Source organism: Paenibacillus sp. sgz302114 (assembly GCF_056120345.1).
In genome coordinates this window covers 89,542-107,682 of the sequence record NZ_JBVYOI010000010.1, presented here as the reverse complement: position 1 = coordinate 107,682, position 18,141 = coordinate 89,542, and the positions used below count along the sequence as shown (strand labels likewise).

15 protein-coding genes and 2 riboswitches are annotated in these 18,141 nt (G+C 51.7%); of the genes, 3 read left to right on the top strand and 12 right to left on the bottom strand.

All coding sequences use genetic code 11. The features are described 5' to 3' along the window. Positions 1-117: 117 nt before the first annotated feature. The 8 genes from purF to purE form a co-directional block, all read right to left on the bottom strand. Positions 118-1,596: an amidophosphoribosyltransferase gene (purF, locus tag AC0LWF_RS21665; RefSeq protein WP_474653616.1), complete on the bottom strand. Its 1,479-nt coding sequence runs from the start codon at positions 1,594-1,596 to the stop codon at positions 118-120. Further along, a complete protein-coding gene (purL, locus tag AC0LWF_RS21660; RefSeq protein ID WP_474653615.1) occupies positions 1,581-3,824 on the bottom strand; it encodes a phosphoribosylformylglycinamidine synthase subunit PurL in 2,244 nt (747 codons plus the stop codon). The genes purF and purL overlap by 16 nt, the downstream gene beginning before the upstream one ends. Beyond that, positions 3,802-4,497 carry a phosphoribosylformylglycinamidine synthase subunit PurQ gene (gene purQ / locus AC0LWF_RS21655; protein ID WP_474653614.1) on the bottom strand — a complete coding sequence of 232 codons (696 nt, stop codon included), beginning with the start codon at positions 4,495-4,497 and terminating at the stop codon, positions 3,802-3,804. The genes purL and purQ overlap by 23 nt, the downstream gene beginning before the upstream one ends. A 3-nt stretch (positions 4,498-4,500) precedes the next feature. Then, entirely contained in the window at positions 4,501-4,743 is a 243-nt protein-coding gene (purS, locus tag AC0LWF_RS21650) for a phosphoribosylformylglycinamidine synthase subunit PurS (protein WP_090582867.1), read from the bottom strand. Positions 4,744-5,077: 334 nt separating this feature from the next. After that, the gene (locus AC0LWF_RS21645) at positions 5,078-5,968 is read right to left on the bottom strand and encodes a phosphoribosylaminoimidazolesuccinocarboxamide synthase (RefSeq protein WP_474653613.1); all 891 of its coding nucleotides are present in this window, start codon (positions 5,966-5,968) and stop codon (positions 5,078-5,080) included. Between the two features lie 191 nt (positions 5,969-6,159). Further along, entirely contained in the window at positions 6,160-7,455 is a 1,296-nt protein-coding gene (gene purB / locus AC0LWF_RS21640; RefSeq protein ID WP_474653612.1) for an adenylosuccinate lyase, read from the bottom strand. Between the two features lie 5 nt (positions 7,456-7,460). Next, the gene (gene purK / locus AC0LWF_RS21635) at positions 7,461-8,642 is read right to left on the bottom strand and encodes a 5-(carboxyamino)imidazole ribonucleotide synthase (RefSeq protein ID WP_474653611.1); all 1,182 of its coding nucleotides are present in this window, start codon (positions 8,640-8,642) and stop codon (positions 7,461-7,463) included. Next, positions 8,639-9,124, bottom strand: coding sequence for a 5-(carboxyamino)imidazole ribonucleotide mutase (purE, locus tag AC0LWF_RS21630; protein ID WP_474653610.1), 486 nt, complete (start codon positions 9,122-9,124; stop codon positions 8,639-8,641). The genes purK and purE overlap by 4 nt, the downstream gene beginning before the upstream one ends. Positions 9,125-9,348: 224 nt before the next feature. Further along, positions 9,349-9,449, bottom strand: a riboswitch (purine riboswitch). Positions 9,450-9,708: 259 nt separating this feature from the next. Here purE and AC0LWF_RS21625 point away from each other — a divergent pair. From AC0LWF_RS21625 to AC0LWF_RS21615, 3 genes are read left to right on the top strand one after another with little or no spacing between them, the layout of a single operon-like run. Beyond that, positions 9,709-10,593 (top strand): ABC transporter ATP-binding protein, encoded by an 885-nt coding sequence (locus AC0LWF_RS21625; RefSeq protein ID WP_474653665.1) that lies wholly within the window; start codon positions 9,709-9,711, stop codon positions 10,591-10,593. Between the two features lie 14 nt (positions 10,594-10,607). Then, complete coding sequence (locus tag AC0LWF_RS21620) at positions 10,608-11,405, top strand: ABC transporter permease subunit (RefSeq protein WP_474653609.1); 798 nt, start codon at positions 10,608-10,610, stop codon at positions 11,403-11,405. A gap of 31 nt (positions 11,406-11,436) precedes the next feature. Then, positions 11,437-12,090, top strand: a complete 654-nt coding sequence (locus tag AC0LWF_RS21615; RefSeq protein WP_474653608.1) for a TetR/AcrR family transcriptional regulator — start codon at positions 11,437-11,439, stop codon at positions 12,088-12,090. A 71-nt stretch (positions 12,091-12,161) separates the two neighbouring features. Here the strand turns inward: AC0LWF_RS21615 and AC0LWF_RS21610 are convergent, their stop codons facing one another. The 4 genes from AC0LWF_RS21610 to AC0LWF_RS21595 all read right to left on the bottom strand — a co-directional run bounded on the left by AC0LWF_RS21610 (position 12,162) and on the right by AC0LWF_RS21595 (position 18,099). After that, the gene (locus AC0LWF_RS21610; protein ID WP_474653607.1) at positions 12,162-13,556 is read right to left on the bottom strand and encodes an NCS2 family permease; all 1,395 of its coding nucleotides are present in this window, start codon (positions 13,554-13,556) and stop codon (positions 12,162-12,164) included. A 149-nt stretch (positions 13,557-13,705) separates the two neighbouring features. Beyond that, a riboswitch (purine riboswitch) is annotated at positions 13,706-13,806 on the bottom strand. A gap of 140 nt (positions 13,807-13,946) precedes the next feature. Next, the gene (locus AC0LWF_RS21605; RefSeq protein ID WP_474653606.1) at positions 13,947-15,026 is read right to left on the bottom strand and encodes a peptidylprolyl isomerase; all 1,080 of its coding nucleotides are present in this window, start codon (positions 15,024-15,026) and stop codon (positions 13,947-13,949) included. Between the two features lie 184 nt (positions 15,027-15,210). Continuing rightward, positions 15,211-16,749 (bottom strand): glutamine-hydrolyzing GMP synthase, encoded by a 1,539-nt coding sequence (guaA, locus tag AC0LWF_RS21600; RefSeq protein WP_474653605.1) that lies wholly within the window; start codon positions 16,747-16,749, stop codon positions 15,211-15,213. Positions 16,750-16,968: 219 nt separating this feature from the next. Continuing rightward, the gene (locus AC0LWF_RS21595; protein WP_474653604.1) at positions 16,969-18,099 is read right to left on the bottom strand and encodes a ParM/StbA family protein; all 1,131 of its coding nucleotides are present in this window, start codon (positions 18,097-18,099) and stop codon (positions 16,969-16,971) included. Positions 18,100-18,141: the final 42 nt, after the last annotated feature.

Here is an 18,141-nt window from a genome sequence, read left to right as displayed (position 1 = left end):
TCGCCTTTGTAGTTGGGTTTCGACCGCTAAATGTCTTATATAATCCGAAGAAACCCAATCTACAACAGCGAGCGTAGACTCATATCAGCCGAAGGCGACCCACTCTCACCTATCCCTCTAGCAGCTGCAGCTCTTCTCCGAAGTCGGATCAACCGGCGTCGGATAATCATTATCGAAACACGCGAGGCACATGCCGCGGTTGTACTCCCCGTCGTTACCGCCAACTGCCTCGATGAAGCCATCATGGCTTAGGAAGTGCAGCGAATCCGCGTTAATGGCTAAGCGAATCTCCTCCACTGTCTTCTGCGAAGCGATCAATTCCTTGCGGTCCGGCGTATCGATGCCGTAGTAGCAAGGGTTCTTGAACGGAGGCGACGTGATGCACACATGCACCTCAGTCGCACCTACTTCGCGAAGCAGGTTCACGATGCGAAGGCTCGTCGTACCGCGCACGATCGAGTCATCGATCATAACGACGCGCTTGCCTTCGACGACTTTACGCACGGCGGACAGCTTCATCTTGACACCCTTCTCACGAAGCTCTTGCGAAGGCTGGATGAACGTCCGGCCGGTGTACTTGTTCTTGATTAGGCCGAGCTCGTACGGGATACCCGTCTGCTCCGCGTAACCGATTGCCGCCGAAATCGACGAATCCGGCACCCCTGTAACAACGTCCGCATCGATGAAGGCTTCAAGCGCCAAGCGCTGACCCATTCTTTTGCGAGCCGAGTGGAGGTTAATACCGTTGATATCGCTATCCGGGCGGGCAAAATAGATATATTCCATCGCGCAAGTCGCGCGGCGCTCTAGTTTGTCGAAGCGATCCTGACGGAGTCCGTCACGATCAAGAATTAACATTTCACCAGGCTGTACATCGCGCTCGTATTCAGCACCGCAAGTCTCTAGTGCGCATGTTTCCGACGCGAACACGTATCCGCCGGCAAGTCTGCCCATTACGAGCGGACGCAAGCCGTACGGGTCCGATGCGACAACGAGCTTGTCGTTGGTCATCAGAAGGAAAGCAAAGCCGCCAATGAGCCGCTGCAGCGCGTCTTTTGCCGCACTGACAAAATCCTTGCTCGAGCGTGCAATCAAGTGGGCAATCACTTCCGTGTCGCTCGATGTTTGGAAGATCGAGCCTTGGCTCTCCAGCTCCTTGCGAATCGACGGCGCGTTCACGATATTGCCGTTCGTTGCAACGGCGAGATCGCCATCGCGGTATTTGAAGATGAGCGGCTGCGCATTCGCCAGCTTGCTCTCACCTGCGGTCGAGTAACGAACGTGACCGATAACGCGGTCACCAGGAAGTCCGTCCAGCTTCTGCTGGTCAAACACTTCCTTCACAAGACCCATGCCGCGGTAATGCGTGAACTTGCCGGTAGCAGACTCGACAGCTGCCATTCCGGCACTCTCTTCGCCGCGATGCTGCAGCGCATGTAACCCGTAGTAGCCGAGCGAGCACGCATCCGGTATGCCGAACACCCCGAATACACCGCACTCTTCACGCAATTTATCAAAAATATCGTCCCGGCCAATGCCTTCGTTATAGTGATCGCCTGTCCACAGCTTCGGCAGCTGTTTTATTTCATCAGACATGGAATCGCATCCTTCCAAACCTTCTCCAGTTCTGCAATGCTAGCGTTAATGCCCGGTTTGCCGTTAACCGATGCAACAACTTCGTTGCCGCGAACCGTACCGATAACTACGTTTGGTACGTTTGCCGCCGTCAAATACTTAGTCAGTTCTTCTGCATGCTCCGGCTTCGCCGAAAGCAGGATACGGGATTGCGATTCGCTGAACAGCGCTGCATCCGCGCGCAGGCTTGTCTCTACATTCACTTCTGCGCCAAGCTTGCCGCTAATTGCGGATTCCGCAAGCGCTACTGCAAGACCGCCCTCGGACAAGTCATGCGCCGAAGCGACATAACCTTCACGAATTGCGCCAAGCACGCCGTCAAGAAGCGTCTTCTCTGTTGCCAGGTCGATTTCCGGAGGACGTCCTTCGCTCTTGCCGTGCAGCACATATTGAAGCTCGCTGCCGCCAAACTCATGCTTCGTTTCGCCCGCGAGGATGATAACATCGCCCTCAGCCTTGAAGCCTTGTGTCGTAATATGATCAACGTCGTGCACGAGACCAACCATACCGATAACCGGCGTTGGGTAGATCGCGCCTTTTGCATTTTCGTTATACAAACTAACGTTGCCGCCGATAACCGGTGTCTCGAGCGTACGGCAAGCTTCGGAAATACCGTCAGCCGCCTTCTCGATTTGCCAGAACACTTCCGGCTTCTCCGGGTTACCGAAGTTCAGGTTGTCCGTAATTGCAAGCGGCTCAGCGCCGGAGCAAACGATGTTACGCGCTGCTTCCGCAACCGCGATACGTCCGCCAACCTCTGGATCGAGGTACACGTAACGGCCGTTACAGTCCGTAGTCATCGCAAGCGCCTTGCGTGTGCCGCGAATCGTTACAACCGCAGCATCGGAGCCCGGTTGAACCGCTGTGCTCGTACGCACCATGTAATCGTATTGGTTGTAGATCCATTCTTTGCTCGCTACTGTAGGCGAACCTAACACTTGTTTAAGCGCACCAGTCAGGTCTGTAACCTCTGGATAAGCTGCTGTATCAATTGCACCGTTAGCCGCGTAATAAGCCGGCTCAGCGGATGGTTTGTCATACATCGGGCACTCGTCAACGAGCGCTTTTACCGGCATGTTCGCCACTTCTTCGCCTTGATGGAACAGGCGCAGACGGCCGTCGTCCGTTACTTTACCGACCTTCACGCAGATAATGCCCCAACGGTCAAAAATCTCTTGAGCTTGCGCTTCATGATGCGGCTCAACGACGAACAGCATCCGCTCTTGCGACTCAGAAAGCATCATTTCGTAAGGCGTCATGCCTTCTTCACGCTGTGGCACTTCGTCGAGGTACAGCTCAAGGCCGTTGCCGGCTTTGGATGCCATCTCGGCGCTCGAGCAAGTAAGACCTGCTGCGCCCATATCTTGAATACCGACAACGATGCCGGAGTTAATCAGCTCAAGCGTTGCTTCCATAACGAGCTTCTCCATGAACGGATCGCCCACTTGCACCGCCGTACGCTTCTCTTCGGACTCTTCAGACAGTTCAACCGATGCGAAAGTCGCACCATGGATACCGTCGCGGCCGGTTGCTGGACCTACGTAGAACACCGGGTTGCCTACACCTTTTGCAACGCCGCGTTGGATCTTGTCATGATCGATCAGACCGACGCACATTGCGTTAACGAGCGGGTTACCTTCATAGCTCTCGTCGAACATCACTTCGCCTGCAACCGTCGGAATACCGATACAGTTACCATAGCCCGCGATACCGCTAACTACGTTCTCGAACAAATATTTTACACGCGAATTTTCCAGGTTTCCGAAACGCAAGCTGTTCAGCAAAGCTACTGGACGAGCGCCCATCGAGAAAATGTCACGGATAATGCCGCCCACGCCTGTTGCTGCGCCTTGATACGGCTCAACTGCGGAAGGATGGTTATGCGATTCGATTTTGAACACGACTGCTTGGTTATCGCCGATGTCGACAATGCCCGCGCCTTCGCCCGGTCCCATCAGAACCTTCGGTCCCGTGATCGGGAATTTCTTCAGAATCTTCTTCGAATTCTTGTAGGAGCAGTGCTCCGACCACATGACGCTGAACACGCCGATCTCGGTATAGTTCGGCTTACGGCCTAGAAAACCGCAAACGAGCTCATATTCATAATCTGTAACGCCGAACTGCGTATAGATGCGCTGATCCGCGATTTGTTCTGCTGTTGGCTCCTTAGCCGTTAACTGCTGCGCCATGTTGTTCCCTCCATGCATTCAAAATCGATGTAAACATCCGTTTGCCGTCCGCGGAGCCGAGAATTTCATCTACAGCACGCTCGGGGTGAGGCATCATGCCAACAACGTTGCCGCGCTCGTTGCAGATCCCTGCAATGTTCTCAATCGAGCCGTTCGGGTTCGTATCGCCCGCGTAACGGAACACGATTTGGTTGTTCGCTTTCAGCTGTGCAAGCGTCTCTTCGTCGCAGAAGTAGTTGCCTTCGCCGTGAGCGATTGGAATATCAATCATTTCACCCGCGTTGTACTCGCTTGTGAAAGCTGTTGTATGGTTAACGACCTCAAGCTGCGTTTGTGCGCAGATGAACTTCATGCCACTGTTGCGGCGAAGTGCGCCAGGCAGCAGGCCTGCTTCAGTCAAGATTTGGAAGCCGTTGCAGATGCCGAGAATGAACTTGCCTTGCTCGGCTGCTTTGACTACTTCACTCATTACTGGGGCAAAACGAGCGATTGCGCCGCAGCGCAGGTAGTCGCCGTAAGAGAAGCCGCCAGGAACAAGAATGGCATCGTATGCAGACAAGTCTGTCGCTGTGTGCCATACGTAATCAACGGATTGGCCAATTGTATCTTCTACTGCTTTGTAGCAGTCAATATCGCAGTTGGAACCTGGAAATACGAGTACCGCGAACTTCATCGGTTATCCCTCCAATTCAAAACGGTAGTCTTCAATAACCGTGTTCGCCAGCAGCTTCTCACACATTGCCGTAAGGCGCGCTTCTGCTTCCGTGCGATCCGATGTGCTCAGGTTGAGCTCCAGGAACTTGCCGATACGAACTTTGCCGACTTCATCGAAGCCCATGGAATGCAATGCGCCTTGTACTGCGCTGCCTTGCGGGTCGAGCACGTTCTGTTTGATTGTTACGTAGACTTTAGCCTTCATTGGGGGGTCGCCTCCTGCGAGATGTTTGATTATTGGGATGGGAGTGTTTTCGCAGAACGTGGATTTATCGGACTTCGTCGCTGTTGAACTTTGGGAAACTTTGAACTAGTATCCTGCGGATGTTTCCCAAGTTCAAAGGCGATCGCTATCGCTCTCCGTCTCGATAAACCACTTTTCTGCTCCACCCTGATCCCGGGTGAAAAGCAAAACATTAGTGCAGGATGCTCTGGGAGCATCCAGGCACCGCTTGCGGGGTGGCTTCCGCCACCGTCGCTGAGCGAGCCCTTTATTTGGTGCGAGCCATCTTTGCTTGGCCCGCGTGATTAGACATATCTTAAACCAGGTCTTCGCCTGTTAGAGCCTTGTAGATTGCCAGGTAGCGGTTCGTTGTTTCATCTACGACCGATTGAGGCAGTGGAGCCGGTTTACTGTCGCGGTCCCAGTCGGAGCCGAGAAGATAAGTGCGCACCGGTTCTTTATCCATGCTGTCGATCTCGATGTCGAACGCGTACTTGTCTTTCGCCCAGAAACGCGAGGAATCCGGGGTGAAGATTTCGTCGATTAGAATGACTTTGCCTTCAATAAGTCCGAACTCGAATTTGCAATCCGCTAGAATAATGCCGCGCTCTTCGCAGCGCGCCCGAGCGAATTCGTAAAGCGCAATGCTCTTGTCGCGAAGCTCTTCAGCCAGCTCAGCACCGACCATCTCTTGCATCCGTTCGAAAGGAATATCTTCGTCATGACCAACATCGTTCTTCGCAGCAGGCGTGAAGATCGGCTTCTCGAAACGCTCGTTCTTGCGCAGGCCTTCAGGAAGCCCGATGCCGTTAATTGCCGAAGTTTTCGTATATTGTCTCCAGCCACCGCCCGTGATATAGCCGCGAACGACACATTCGATATCAATACGTTCGGCTTTCTTCGAAACCATGATGCGATTCTTGAGCAGCTCAGGCTCTGTAACGAGATCGCCAAGCTTGTACACATCGGTGTGCACAATATGGTTCGGCATCATCTCGGCCGTCTGTTCAAACCAGAACGTCGACAACCGGTTCAGCACGTTCCCCTTCTCCGGCACCGCCGGGTCCAGTACATAATCGAACGCGCTAATGCGGTCAGTAACGACGATCAAATAATGCTCGCCAAGATCGTACAGCTCACGCACTTTGCCTTTATACAGCAGCGGCGCTTTCACAATCTCCACAGCCGTGGACAACGCTTGTGTCATTCCTGTCCCTCTCCTTTTTTTTCAAAGTTTGGTTTTGATCTTTAGGGTTTGTGACGGAGCAGGAGAAAACAGTCTGTAGAAGCGTAGCGTTCGCCTTTGTACATGGATTTCTACCTCTAGTCTCCTACAGTTCAAAGAAATCCAATGTACAACAGCGATCGGAAGACGTTTTCTCATGCGCAGTCATGCCCTTAAATCAATTCCAAACGCTTGAAAATCGTATCCACATGCTTCAGATGCCAAGCCGGGTTAAACGCATCTGCGATTTCATCCGCCGACAGATGAGCCGTAATTTCCGGCGTCGCTTCAATAATGTCGCGGAATTGGCGCTGCTCTTCCCAAGCTTGCATCGCGCGCGGCTGTACAGTGTCGTATGCTTGCTCGCGGCTAAGGCCTTTATCGATCAGCTTCGTCATGACGCGGCCGGAGAACGGTACGCCGAACGTGCGCTGCATATTGCGTTTCATGTTCTCAGGGAACACTTGCAGGTTCTTGATGATGTTGCCCAGACGATTCAGCATGTAGTTGAGCAGCATCGTCGAATCTGGCAGAATGACGCGCTCAGCCGACGAGTGGCTGATGTCGCGCTCATGCCACAGCGTTACGTTCTCGTAAGCTGTCAGCATGTGACCGCGGATAACGCGGGACAGACCGGAGATGTTCTCGCAGCCGATCGGGTTGCGCTTGTGCGGCATAGCCGACGAGCCTTTTTGACCCTTCGCGAACGGCTCTTCCACTTCACGGAATTCGCTTTTCTGCAAAGCGCGAATTTCAGTAGCGAATTTATCGAGCGATGTTGCGATCAGTGCCAAAGTGCCGACATACTCCGCGTGACGGTCACGCTGAAGCGTCTGCGTCGAGATTGGAGCTGGCGAAATGCCGAGCTTCTTGCAAGTAAACTCTTCAACGAACGGGTCGATGTTAGCGTACGTGCCAACTGCACCGGAGATTTTACCGAATTGAACGCCGTTTGCCGCATGGTGGAAGCGCTCCAAATTACGTTTCATTTCCTCGTACCACAGAGCAAGCTTCAGACCGAAAGTCGTTGGCTCGGCATGAACGCCGTGAGTACGGCCCATCATCGCTGTATCTTTATAGACAACTGCTTGACTACGAAGGATCTCAATGAAGTTCGTGATGTCCTTCACAAGAATCTCGTTCGCTTGGCGAAGCAGATATCCCATCGCTGTGTCTACTACATCAGTAGACGTCAGACCGTAATGTACCCATTTACGCTCAGGACCGACTGTCTCGGACACCGCACGCGTAAACGCGATAACGTCATGGCGAGTCTCCAACTCGATCTCGTTGATGCGGTCGATGCTGAAAGTTGCCTTCTCGCGAAGCGCTTCAACATCCTCGCGCGGGATAATGCCAAGCTCTACCCAAGCCTCGCATGCGCAAAGTTCAACCTCGAGCCATGCTTTGAATTTGTTCTCTTCCGTCCAAATTGCTCTCATTTCCGGTCTGCTGTAACGTTCTAACATCTAGTTTAAACCCTCCATATGTTCGTTTCGGAAATCCACGCCAACGCCTCATCGACATTCGCTGCAAGCACGTTGACATGACCCATTTTCCGTTTATGTTTGGCTTCATGTTTCCCATATAAATGAATTTTAGGCGCGACGCCGAGGCGTTCTGCGCTCTCATCCGGCTTAGCCGCCAGATCCAGCAGCGGCTCGACATGCTCGCCGAGCACATTCACCATGACAACTGGCGTCAGCAGCGACGTGTCGCCGAGCGGCAAGCCGCATATCGCGCGCACATGCTGCTCGAACTGCGATGTCCGGCACGCTTCCATCGTGTAGTGTCCGCTGTTGTGCGGACGCGGCGCAAGCTCGTTCACGAGCAGCTCGCCATCCTCGGTCAAGAACAGCTCGACCGCGATCAAGCCGACGGCGCCGAGCCCTTCAGCGATGCGAGCCGCAAGCCGTTCTGCTTCGCGCTGCAGCGCCTCGTCGATACGAGCGGGCACAATCGACAGATGCAGGATATTATCGACATGGACATTCTCCGCTGCCGGGAATGTGCGAATCTCGCCTTGCGTGCTTCTTGCCGCAATGACGGACAGCTCCTTGCTGAAGCGGATGAACTGCTCCAGCACCAGATCCACGCCGGCGCGTTTCAATGTCTCGAACGCTTCATCAATCTCGTCCGCGCTGCGGATGACCCACTGGCCTTTGCCATCGTAGCCGCCAGTTGCTGTCTTCAGCACGCATGGAAGTCCGAATCGGCCTACTGCTTCGCGAAGCTCGTCCACGCTGCGCACTTCCGCGTAAGGCGCGACCTTCACGCCAGCCGCTTCAATCGCACGCTTCTCGCGCAAGCGGTGCTGCGTCGTATAGAGCAGCTCGCTGCCTTGCGGCACGTACGACTCTTCCATCAGCATCGCTGCAACACCAGCGTCGACGTTCTCGAACTCGTACGTGATGACATCTGCGCGCTGCGCCAGCTCCCGAGCAGCATCGCGGTCATCGTATGCCGCTACAATCTGCTGCGCGACTTGCCCTGTTGGTGCATCCGGCGTCGGATCCAGCGCGACGAAGCGATACCCCATCGCGCTGCCCGCATTCGCCATCATCCGGCCAAGCTGACCGCCGCCTAGTATGCCGACCGTTGCGCCTGGAAGAATAACTCGCCCTTGACCTGCCCCTTTACTCGCGGCTGAACTCATAGCGTCTCACTGCTTTCCAGCACTTCACGCTGAATGCGATCACGGCGAGCTTGTACACGCGCTTGAACGTCCGGATTAAAAGCGCCAATCATTTGCGCTGCAAGCAACCCCGCGTTCGTTCCACCTGCATTGCCAATCGCAACTGTCGCAACCGGAATGCCGCCCGGCATTTGAACGATCGACAGCAGCGAATCCAGCCCGTTCAAATTCGAAGACTTAACGGGAACGCCAATAACCGGCAGAATCGTCTTCGCAGCGACCATGCCGGGTAGATGTGCAGCGCCGCCTGCTCCCGCGATAATGACCTTCAAGCCGCGGGCTGCGGCAGTTTCTGCGTATTCGAACATCAGATCAGGTGTCCGGTGAGCCGAGACGACCTTCTTCTCGTAAGGGATTTGCAATTCATCCAGAACGTCGCAGGCTAGTTTCATTGTCTCCCAATCCGACTTGCTGCCCATGATGACGCCCACTTCAACTGACATTTGCCAATGACCACCTTTGCTTTAAGAAGAAATATGATTCTCGCACACAACTAAGCTGTTTATAAAAAAAGTCCCTAAGCACACATTCCAATATTGGAAGGCTTCGGGACTTTCAAGACCATAGCGGAAAGCAGCCTCTCCCCGGCACCGAATATTTATAACTAAATATTGGCAAACACGGGCAGTAAGACAACATCAGGCTGCCCCATATTAGCGGCAACCTGTTCTTTCCAGCGTAGGCTCGTAGTCCGAAAATTAAGGTTCTCGGGTAGATACTCTCGGGCCTAATCCCCAAGTATATACGAGTGTGTATGGATTTCATTTTTTAGCTTTGTTTATCGTATTAACTATTAGTAGTTTAACAAGGCTCACGCCAAATGTCAACGCAAAAACACGAACATTAAATTATATTTGACTTAAAAAGTTCGTATTTTCACTCGCACACAATCTAATTCCTATCGGAATTAACGGAGCTTTTAACCTGTTCCTTAAACAAAAATCACTATTGACTGGCCAGTCAACCAGGATTACAATCACACTGACCCGGTAGTCAATCGAATTATTTAAGGAGGCTTACCAACGTGTTGCAACCTATCGTGGACATTCAACAGTTAACCAAGACCTATGGCAAAAGCCGCGGCATCTCGAATATCACCTTCTCCATCGAAGAAGGGGAAGTATTCGGCTTTATCGGACCGAACGGCGCTGGCAAAAGCACGACGATCCGAACCTTGCTTAACTTTATCTTCCCGACTTCCGGAAGCGCGACGATCTTCGGCAAAGATATCGTGAAACATGCGAAGGCGATTCGGCAGCAGATTGGCTACCTGCCATCGGAAATCTTCTACTACGACGACATGAAGGTGATCGACCTGCTTCGCTACTCGGCATCCTTCCATCACTATACGAACCTCGGCCGGATTCATGAGCTGGCGCAGCGGCTCGATCTCGATACATCCCGCAAAATCGAAGACCTCTCCTTCGGCAACCGCAAGAAGGTCGGCATCGTTCAGGCACTGCTGCATGAGCCGAAGCTGCTCATTCTCGACGAACCGACAGGCGGACTAGACCCGCTTATGCAGAACCATTTCTTCGAGCTGCTGAAGGAGGAGCGGAGCAAAGGGACGACAATCTTCTTCTCCTCCCATATTCTTAGCGAGGTGCAGAAGCTGTGCGACCGCGTTGCAATCATTAAAGAAGGTTCGCTCATCAAAGTCGAATCCGTCGATAATTTGCTCAAAAACAACCTGAAGAACGTGACGCTGACTGCTGCCAATCCAGCAGCAATCGACCTTTCTGCGCTAAGCGGCGTCATCAAGCAGGAAGCTGCCGGAACGCATCTGAAGCTGCTGTACGGCGGCGATATGAAGAGGTTGGTTACTGCGCTCGCGGATGCTCCTTTTAGCGATATCCTTATTGAAGAACCGTCGCTTGAAGAGATTTTCATTCATTATTATGAGAAAGAATAAGGGGGTTATAACCGATGCTGTTTAGAAGAGAATTTAAAAGGAACCTTAGGAGCCTGATCATCTGGAGCATTATAATAGCCGCCATTATTTTGTTATATTTGAGCATCTTCCCCGAGATGGCAAAGCAGCAGCACAGTCTGGATGAGATGATGAGCTCCATGCCTGAGGGAATGAAGAAAGCATTCGGCATGGACCGACTTACGATGAGCACGGCGCTCGGCTTCTATGGGATTGAGATTCATCTGATGACGACGCTCCTCGGCAGCATCTACGCCGCCATGCTTGCATCCAATATCGTTGCTAAAGAACAAGGCGAGAAGACGATTGAGTTCCTGCTTGCAAAGCCGTTCACAAGACAACAGATTATGACGGAGAAATGGGCAGCAGTATTCACAAACGTAGTTATTTTCAATCTCGTCATCGTGGCAGCGAGCGTCATCGGCTTCCAGTTCACGAAAGGCGCCGACGTCTCCTACTCCACCTTCTTCCTGCTGGAATCGGCGGTTGTCCTTATGCATCTGACGTTTGCAAGCATCTCTTTTCTTATCTCCGCTATCGTCAAACGGACCCGGACTGTCGTATCTATGTCGCTCGGCCTTGTGTTTATTATGTACTTCTTCAGCATTATTGCCGGCGTATCGGACACCTTCAGCTTCCTGAAATATGTCAGTCCCTTTAAGTATGCCGAAGCGGCAGCGATAATAACCGAACGTTATTTCAATCCGCAATACGCCGCGACCATGGCCGTAGTCATCGTCGGTTGCGTAATGACGTCGCACTGGTATTATAGTAGAAAAGACATTACGGTCTAGCCGGTCGCGTTTCTTAAAGGAGTTGCATGCTGTGTATCCCGCCTTCGCGAAGCTGCCTGAACAGAAGCAGGAGCTCATCTTAACGATCTGTATCGAGGAATTCGCCAAGAATGGCTACAATAATACGTCGACAGATACGATAACGGCACGAGCCGGCATATCGAAAGGCATATTGTTTCATTATTTCAAAAGCAAAAAGAACCTCTATCTCGCCGTCGTTCATCACGCGATGGAGGTGTTGATTGAGAAGACGCTGCAAGCCGTCGAAGCGATTGAGACGACAGACTTCTTCGTTCGCATCAAAGAGATGGTGCTCGCGAAGCAGCGCGTAACGCTGCAGCACTTTCACGAGACCGAGATTGTAACGCGCGTCATCAGCCATCCGCCTAAGGCTGTAGAAGCGGAAGTCGAGAAGCTCATCGCCGACTATCAGACGAAGTTCACGACCCCCTTCATGCTGGAGTCGATCTATCGAGGCGATTTGCTCAAATCGGTCCCACTGCGGGATGGTCTCACACCTGAGAAGGTATTCGGCCTCGTTACACTTACCTTAAATGCGTTGTCGATGAAGTATTTGCAGCTGCACAAAGGGCAGGCTCATCCTCTCATCGGCGCGGAAGAGAAGCTCATGAAGGAAATTGACGATTACCTCGATATGATCAAGTACGGAGTTTATCGCGTTTAGCGCATATGCGCAAAATAAAAAGGACAGCGCCGGTCCAGCGCTGTCCTTTTGTTATATTCTCTCTATAAGCCTTAGCCTTGGCTGCCGATGAATGCGTAACGCGCGACGATAAGAATCGCAAGCACCCACATGAGCCAATGCACTTTGTAGCCGCCCTTCTTGCCCGCTACATTCGCAGCAGTTGCAAGCACGACGTATGCAACGATACCGAACGAAACACCGTTAGCGATGTTGTACGTGAAAGGCATCATAGCAATTGTCAGGAACGAAGGGATTGCATACACCATGTCTTGGAAGTCGATTTCTTTGATCGACTGAACCATCAACACGCCTACGATGATCAGCGCCGCTGCTGTAGCAGAGCCTGGGATCAAGGAGATTAGCGGCCACAGGAACAATGCTGCCAGGAACGCTACGCCAGTCGTTACCGCAGTAAGACCTGTACGTCCGCCTTGCGCAATACCTGCGGAGCTCTCAACAAATGCCGTAACTGTGCTCGTACCGAGTACCGCACCGCCGCTGACGCCAACAGCATCAACGAGCATTGCTTTACCGATCAGCTTCTTGCCCTTCTCAGGGTCTTTCATGTAGCCAGCGCGATTCGCTGTACCAACGAGCGTACCGAATGTATCGAACAACTCAACGAATGTGAACGTTGCGATGATGGAGATCAACCCTGTATCGAAAGCGCCTTTGAAGTCGAAGTCCCAGAAGTTGCCTTTGCTGAAGTCTGGTGTCCACTTCTGGCCTTCCAATGTTGCAGAAACATCAACGTTGCCTGTGATGATTGCGATGATCGTAACGCCGATAATACCGAACAAGATTGCGCCTGGCACGCGAAGCACGAGCAGAATCGCGATGAGCAGAACGCCGATCAGCGTCAGGTACACGCTTGGGTTTTCCAAGCTGCCCATGTGGAACACGGATTCAAAACCGAGCACATCGGTGAATACACCTTTAGGAACGTCGGTAACTGTATTCTCTATGCCGACTGTCATGATGCCGCTGTTCTTCAGACCGATGATCGTAATGAACAGACCGATACCAACTGTAATCGAGTGCTTCAAGCTGTCAGGAACAGCAACGATGAGCAGTTGACGAATTTGCGTAATCGTGAGGATGAAGAAAATAATACCGGAAATGAATACAGCCGTTAAACCAACCGATGGTGAAATCGGCGTGTTCGTTGCTTTCGAAGCGAGTACTGTCGCTGCGAAGTAAGCGTTGAGTCCCATACCAGGAGCCAGCGCTACCGGGAAGTTCGCGAACAAGCCCATTGCAGCTGTGAAAATACCGCCTGCGAGCGCTGTTGCCAAAAATACCGAGTAAGCATCAAGTCCTGCATTGCCCAGAATACCTGGGTTGACGGCGAGTATGTATGCCATCGTCATAAAAGTTGTAAGGCCCGCCATAATCTCTGTCCTTACATTTGTTCCGCGTTCCTTCAGTCGAAAGAAACTATCCATTTTTGAAATACCCTCCCCAAAAAATGTGTCAGAACAAACAGGAACTTAGAATAAAAAAATGCCGATCATAAAAATATGATCGGCATTTGCTCTATCTAGGTTCCACGCAAAACAAGACGTAACGCAGGGCGAATGGACCGTTCGCGCGTTCAATAGTCTTGCTTTTTCGTAGACAGGTCATTTACGGTGACCTCGTAGAGACTCTCAAGCCGATTCTTGAGATTATACGAAAACATATGCTGTTTGTGTTTGTTGTGTAACGATTCAATGAACATAATAGCGACTAACTGATTAAGCTGTCAATGGCAAAGCTTGTCACAAATGAAAGAATAGCTGACATAACGTAAAAAAAAATTGCCCTTGACCGTTTATCTGATACGATTCCCTGAATTACCCTTTTTTAAGCGTGTTCGTAATTTGCGCCCTTGCCTTCAGTTCTTCCAGCCAAGAAGCAGAAAGCTCCGAAACCTTCTGACTAATGAGCATCTCTTTAATTTCAGCCTGATGCTCCTCAAACTTCGCCGCCTTCGCTGCCTTATGGTCGGTCACTTTGATGATGTGATAACCAAACTGTGTCTTGATCGGTCCGCCAAGCTCGCCAACCTTAATCGCGAATGCTGCTTTCTCAAACTCAGCAACCATTACTCCTTTGCCAAAGTAACCGAGATCGCCTCCAGCATCCTTACTGCCTGTGTCTAATGACTTCTCTTTCGCCAGCTTCGCAAAGTCCGAGCCTGCCATCAGCTGCTTCATAATTTCGTCAGCTTCCGCTTTCGTTGCGACCAAAATATGCGATGCTTCCACCTGCTCAGGCTGATCGAACATCGCTCGATTCTGCTCAAAATATTGTTTCACATCTGCGTCAGTCACTTTCGCAAGCGGTTCAATTAATTTGCGAATGCGAAGCTGCTTCGACGATTGCTTCTCCAAATCTTCGAGCGTCATGCTCGCCTGCTGCAAGGCAGCCTCAAATTCCTTTTCAGACGAGAACTGCTTCTTGATTCGCGCGATTTCGGCTTCCACATCCTTGTCGGTGACGACAATCCCCTTCTTCTTCGCCTCTTGGTCAATAAGCTTGTCTTGAATCAAGTTGTCTAGCGTTTGCGCTCCGCCAAGTGCAGCCATCGCATTGTACAGCTCGTTCTTTGTAATGGCTGTGCCATTCACCGATCCAACCGCTTCATTGCCGCGATCGCCTAGTGGAGACTTGTCCGGCTTGCTGGCAATCGTGACTGAATTGGAAGTCGCATTGTAGTTGATGCTTGCACCGAGCATCTCAGCGGCTGAGCGGAGCGGAACGTAGGTAACGCCTTTAATGGATACAGGCTCTACCGTTGATTTCTGACCATTTACAATTAACGTCATTTTCGTCGCAGCGTATGCCCCCGCACCTGCCGCAAGCGCCAATCCCACTACGATAAGCGAAGCTATTCCGACTTTACGAGATAGAATGCTTTTACGATTAATCACCTAATAAACCTCCTGCTATTCTGACGACGTTTAATGATTTCATACTAGGATTCTATATCAATAGTCTGTAAACATAAACCATTTGGTTTGGAATGGGGCAAAAATGGTCATAAAAAAACTCCCTTCCGTATGCGAATTATCGCACATAGAAGAGAGTCATTTGTTTGCATTGATTTAGTTCAGCCTATTCCCACTCGATTGTAGCTGGCGGCTTCGATGTTACGTCATAAACGATACGGTTGACGTTGTCGACCTCGTTGACGATACGTACGGAGATTTTCTCCAGCACGTCCCACGGAATACGAGCCCAGTCAGCTGTCATTCCGTCGATGGACGTTACTGCGCGGATGCCGACTGTGTACGAGTACGTACGCGCATCGCCCATAACGCCAACGCTCTTCATATTCGGCAGCGCTGTGAAGTATTGCCAAATTTCGCGGTCAAGACCTGCTTTAGCAATCTCATCGCGAAGAATAGCATCGGATTCACGAACGATCGTCAGCTTGTCCTCCGTCACTTCGCCAAGCACGCGGATCGCAAGTCCCGGACCCGGGAACGGCTGACGCCATACGATTGCTTCTGGAAGTCCGCACTCTTCGCCGACTTTACGAACTTCATCCTTGAAGAGCGCCTTGAGCGGCTCAACAAGCTTGAATTTAATATCTTCAGGCAAGCCGCCAACGTTGTGATGCGACTTGATCGTTTGAGCTGTAGCCGTGCCGCTCTCAACGATGTCCGTGTATAGCGTACCTTGCGCGAGGAATTCGAAGTCATCGAACTTCGCGGACTCTTCTTGGAACACGTAAATAAACTCGTTGCCGATGATTTTACGCTTCTGTTCCGGATCTTCGACGCCCTTCAGCTTGCCAAGGAATCGGTCGCGCGCGTCGATTTTAACCACTTTCATATCGAACTTGCCGACGAACGTCTCCATAACGCCTTCCGCCTCGTCTTTACGCAGCAAGCCGTGATCGATGAACATACAAGTCAGCTGGTCGCCGATCGCTTTGTGAAGCAAGATCGCAACAACGGACGAATCAACGCCGCCGGACAATGCGCAAAGCACTTTGCCGTTGCCGACTTGTGCACGGATATCGCGAATCGTATCGTCGATAAATGTGCTCATGCTCCAATTGCCTTCACAACCGCACACATTGTAGAGGAAGTTGCGGATCATTTCGTTACCTTGAACGGAGTGACGAACCTCTGGGTGGAATTGTACCGCGAATAGCTTGCGGTCCGGATGGCTCATCGCCGCAATTGGCGCATGGTCCGTACTCGCATCTACGCGGAAGCCTGCTGGCAATTCAGTTACGTGGTCGCCGTGGCTCATCCATACCGTTTGGTTCGAATCCAAGCCTTGCACAAGCTCGCTGCCAGCTGCGAATGCAACGTCAGCTTTGCCGTATTCACGCTTGCCTGCACGCTCAACTTTACCGTCAAGCTGGTGGGCAATCAACTGCATGCCGTAGCAAATACCGAAGATTGGCAATCCAAGCTCATAAATCGCAGGATCTACGAGCGGCGATTTCTCCTCATATACACTTGCCGGTCCACCCGAGAACACGATGCCTTTCGGCTGCAGCTCACGGATTCGTTCTACCGAGGTATTATAAGGCAGCAATTCACTGTATACGCCTAAATCCCGGATACGTCTTGCAATCAACTGGTTGTACTGTCCGCCGAAATCAAGGACGACGATCATTTCATTTGGCTTATTCACTTTGTCGGAGGCCTCCCTCAAATCATTGTGTCAATTATATATAGGCGGTATGGGACAGTCAAGGCGGCTCGAAGCTTTAGAAAAGGACAGGAGATGACATTTCAGCAACTTCTTAAAAATGTAAACGTTTCATATTGTTTGGAAGGTGAAGAGTAGCTGCTACAGAACAAAAAAAGCATGGGACTCCAGGCCCCATGCTTCTTCTTTGATTTCGTATAATTATTGCGGCTGCTCGCTCGATGCAGCTGTTTGCTGCTGCGCTGCAAGCGCCTGGTTCTGCTTATTGCGCGCAAGCTTCAAATAACCGTAAACGTTCTGGAATTCGCTCTCCGTTACGAAGCGGAGACGCACATTGCCCGCTGCTTCGTTGATGTAATCGCGCAGCGCGATTGCGCCGCCGCCGAGTACGTAGAAGCATTGAATGTCCGGATTCTTCTTCCAGCGCTTCAGAATCAGATCAACAACCTTGTTCGCTGCACGAGTGAAGTAGTTGTCGACGATTGGACGGATGTCCGCCTGCCCTTCGCCAATACGCTGGATGACATAATCGCGTGCTTTAATCCGCTGAATGAGCTTCGTCCGGCTTTGGAACCGGTGGCCGAACTCATCTTCGACGTCGCGGATAATGTTATCGAGGTAGCTGGCAAGGCCGAACTGCTCGCCCGTGCTGTGCTGATTGTCGATGCTCATCCGTCTAATGACTGGAAAATCGGTCGTGAGCGCGCCCATCTCGCAAATACCGATGCAGCCGTAATACAGCTCTTCGTTGCGAACCGACAGGTTGTCGTGTGTCGCCATGTGGAACAGTGCCGCAGCACCTTCGATGGATATAACTGCACGTTTAATGATGACGCGAATCGAGCGGCCGCGCAGCTTTGGCGTCGATAGGAAAGACACCTCATGCTCGCCGACAAGACGCTCTTCGAAGCTTTTATGGAAGCCTGCATAGGTACGCACTGGAAGACCTGTGCCGATAATGTACTCCACCACTTGCGTGGACTGGCCTTCAGCCGTCTCATAGTTCTGGCTTGTCAGACCTGCATAAGCAAGCGCCGTCAATGCGACGATCAACGCCTGATCGCTAGTCGCTTTATTATCCGTTTCTTCCAGCTCGGAATTATCTTGATCCTCCATCGCCAGGAGACCGACGAAATAGCGCTGATTGTTCTTCTTCAGCTTCGGGCTGTATACCCGAACGTCAAGCGCCTTAAGCGGAGAATCTTCTTCCTGGAACACATGTCTCTCATAGCCGGGAGAGAGGATGCTCGGTACTACAATCGGCTCGGAAGAGCCGTCTACAACCAGTTTCACACTATCGTTCCCTATATCTATGCCTGCGAGTTTAATCACCAAATATCCCCCGTTCGTTTACGTAAAGCTAGCAATGTTAGT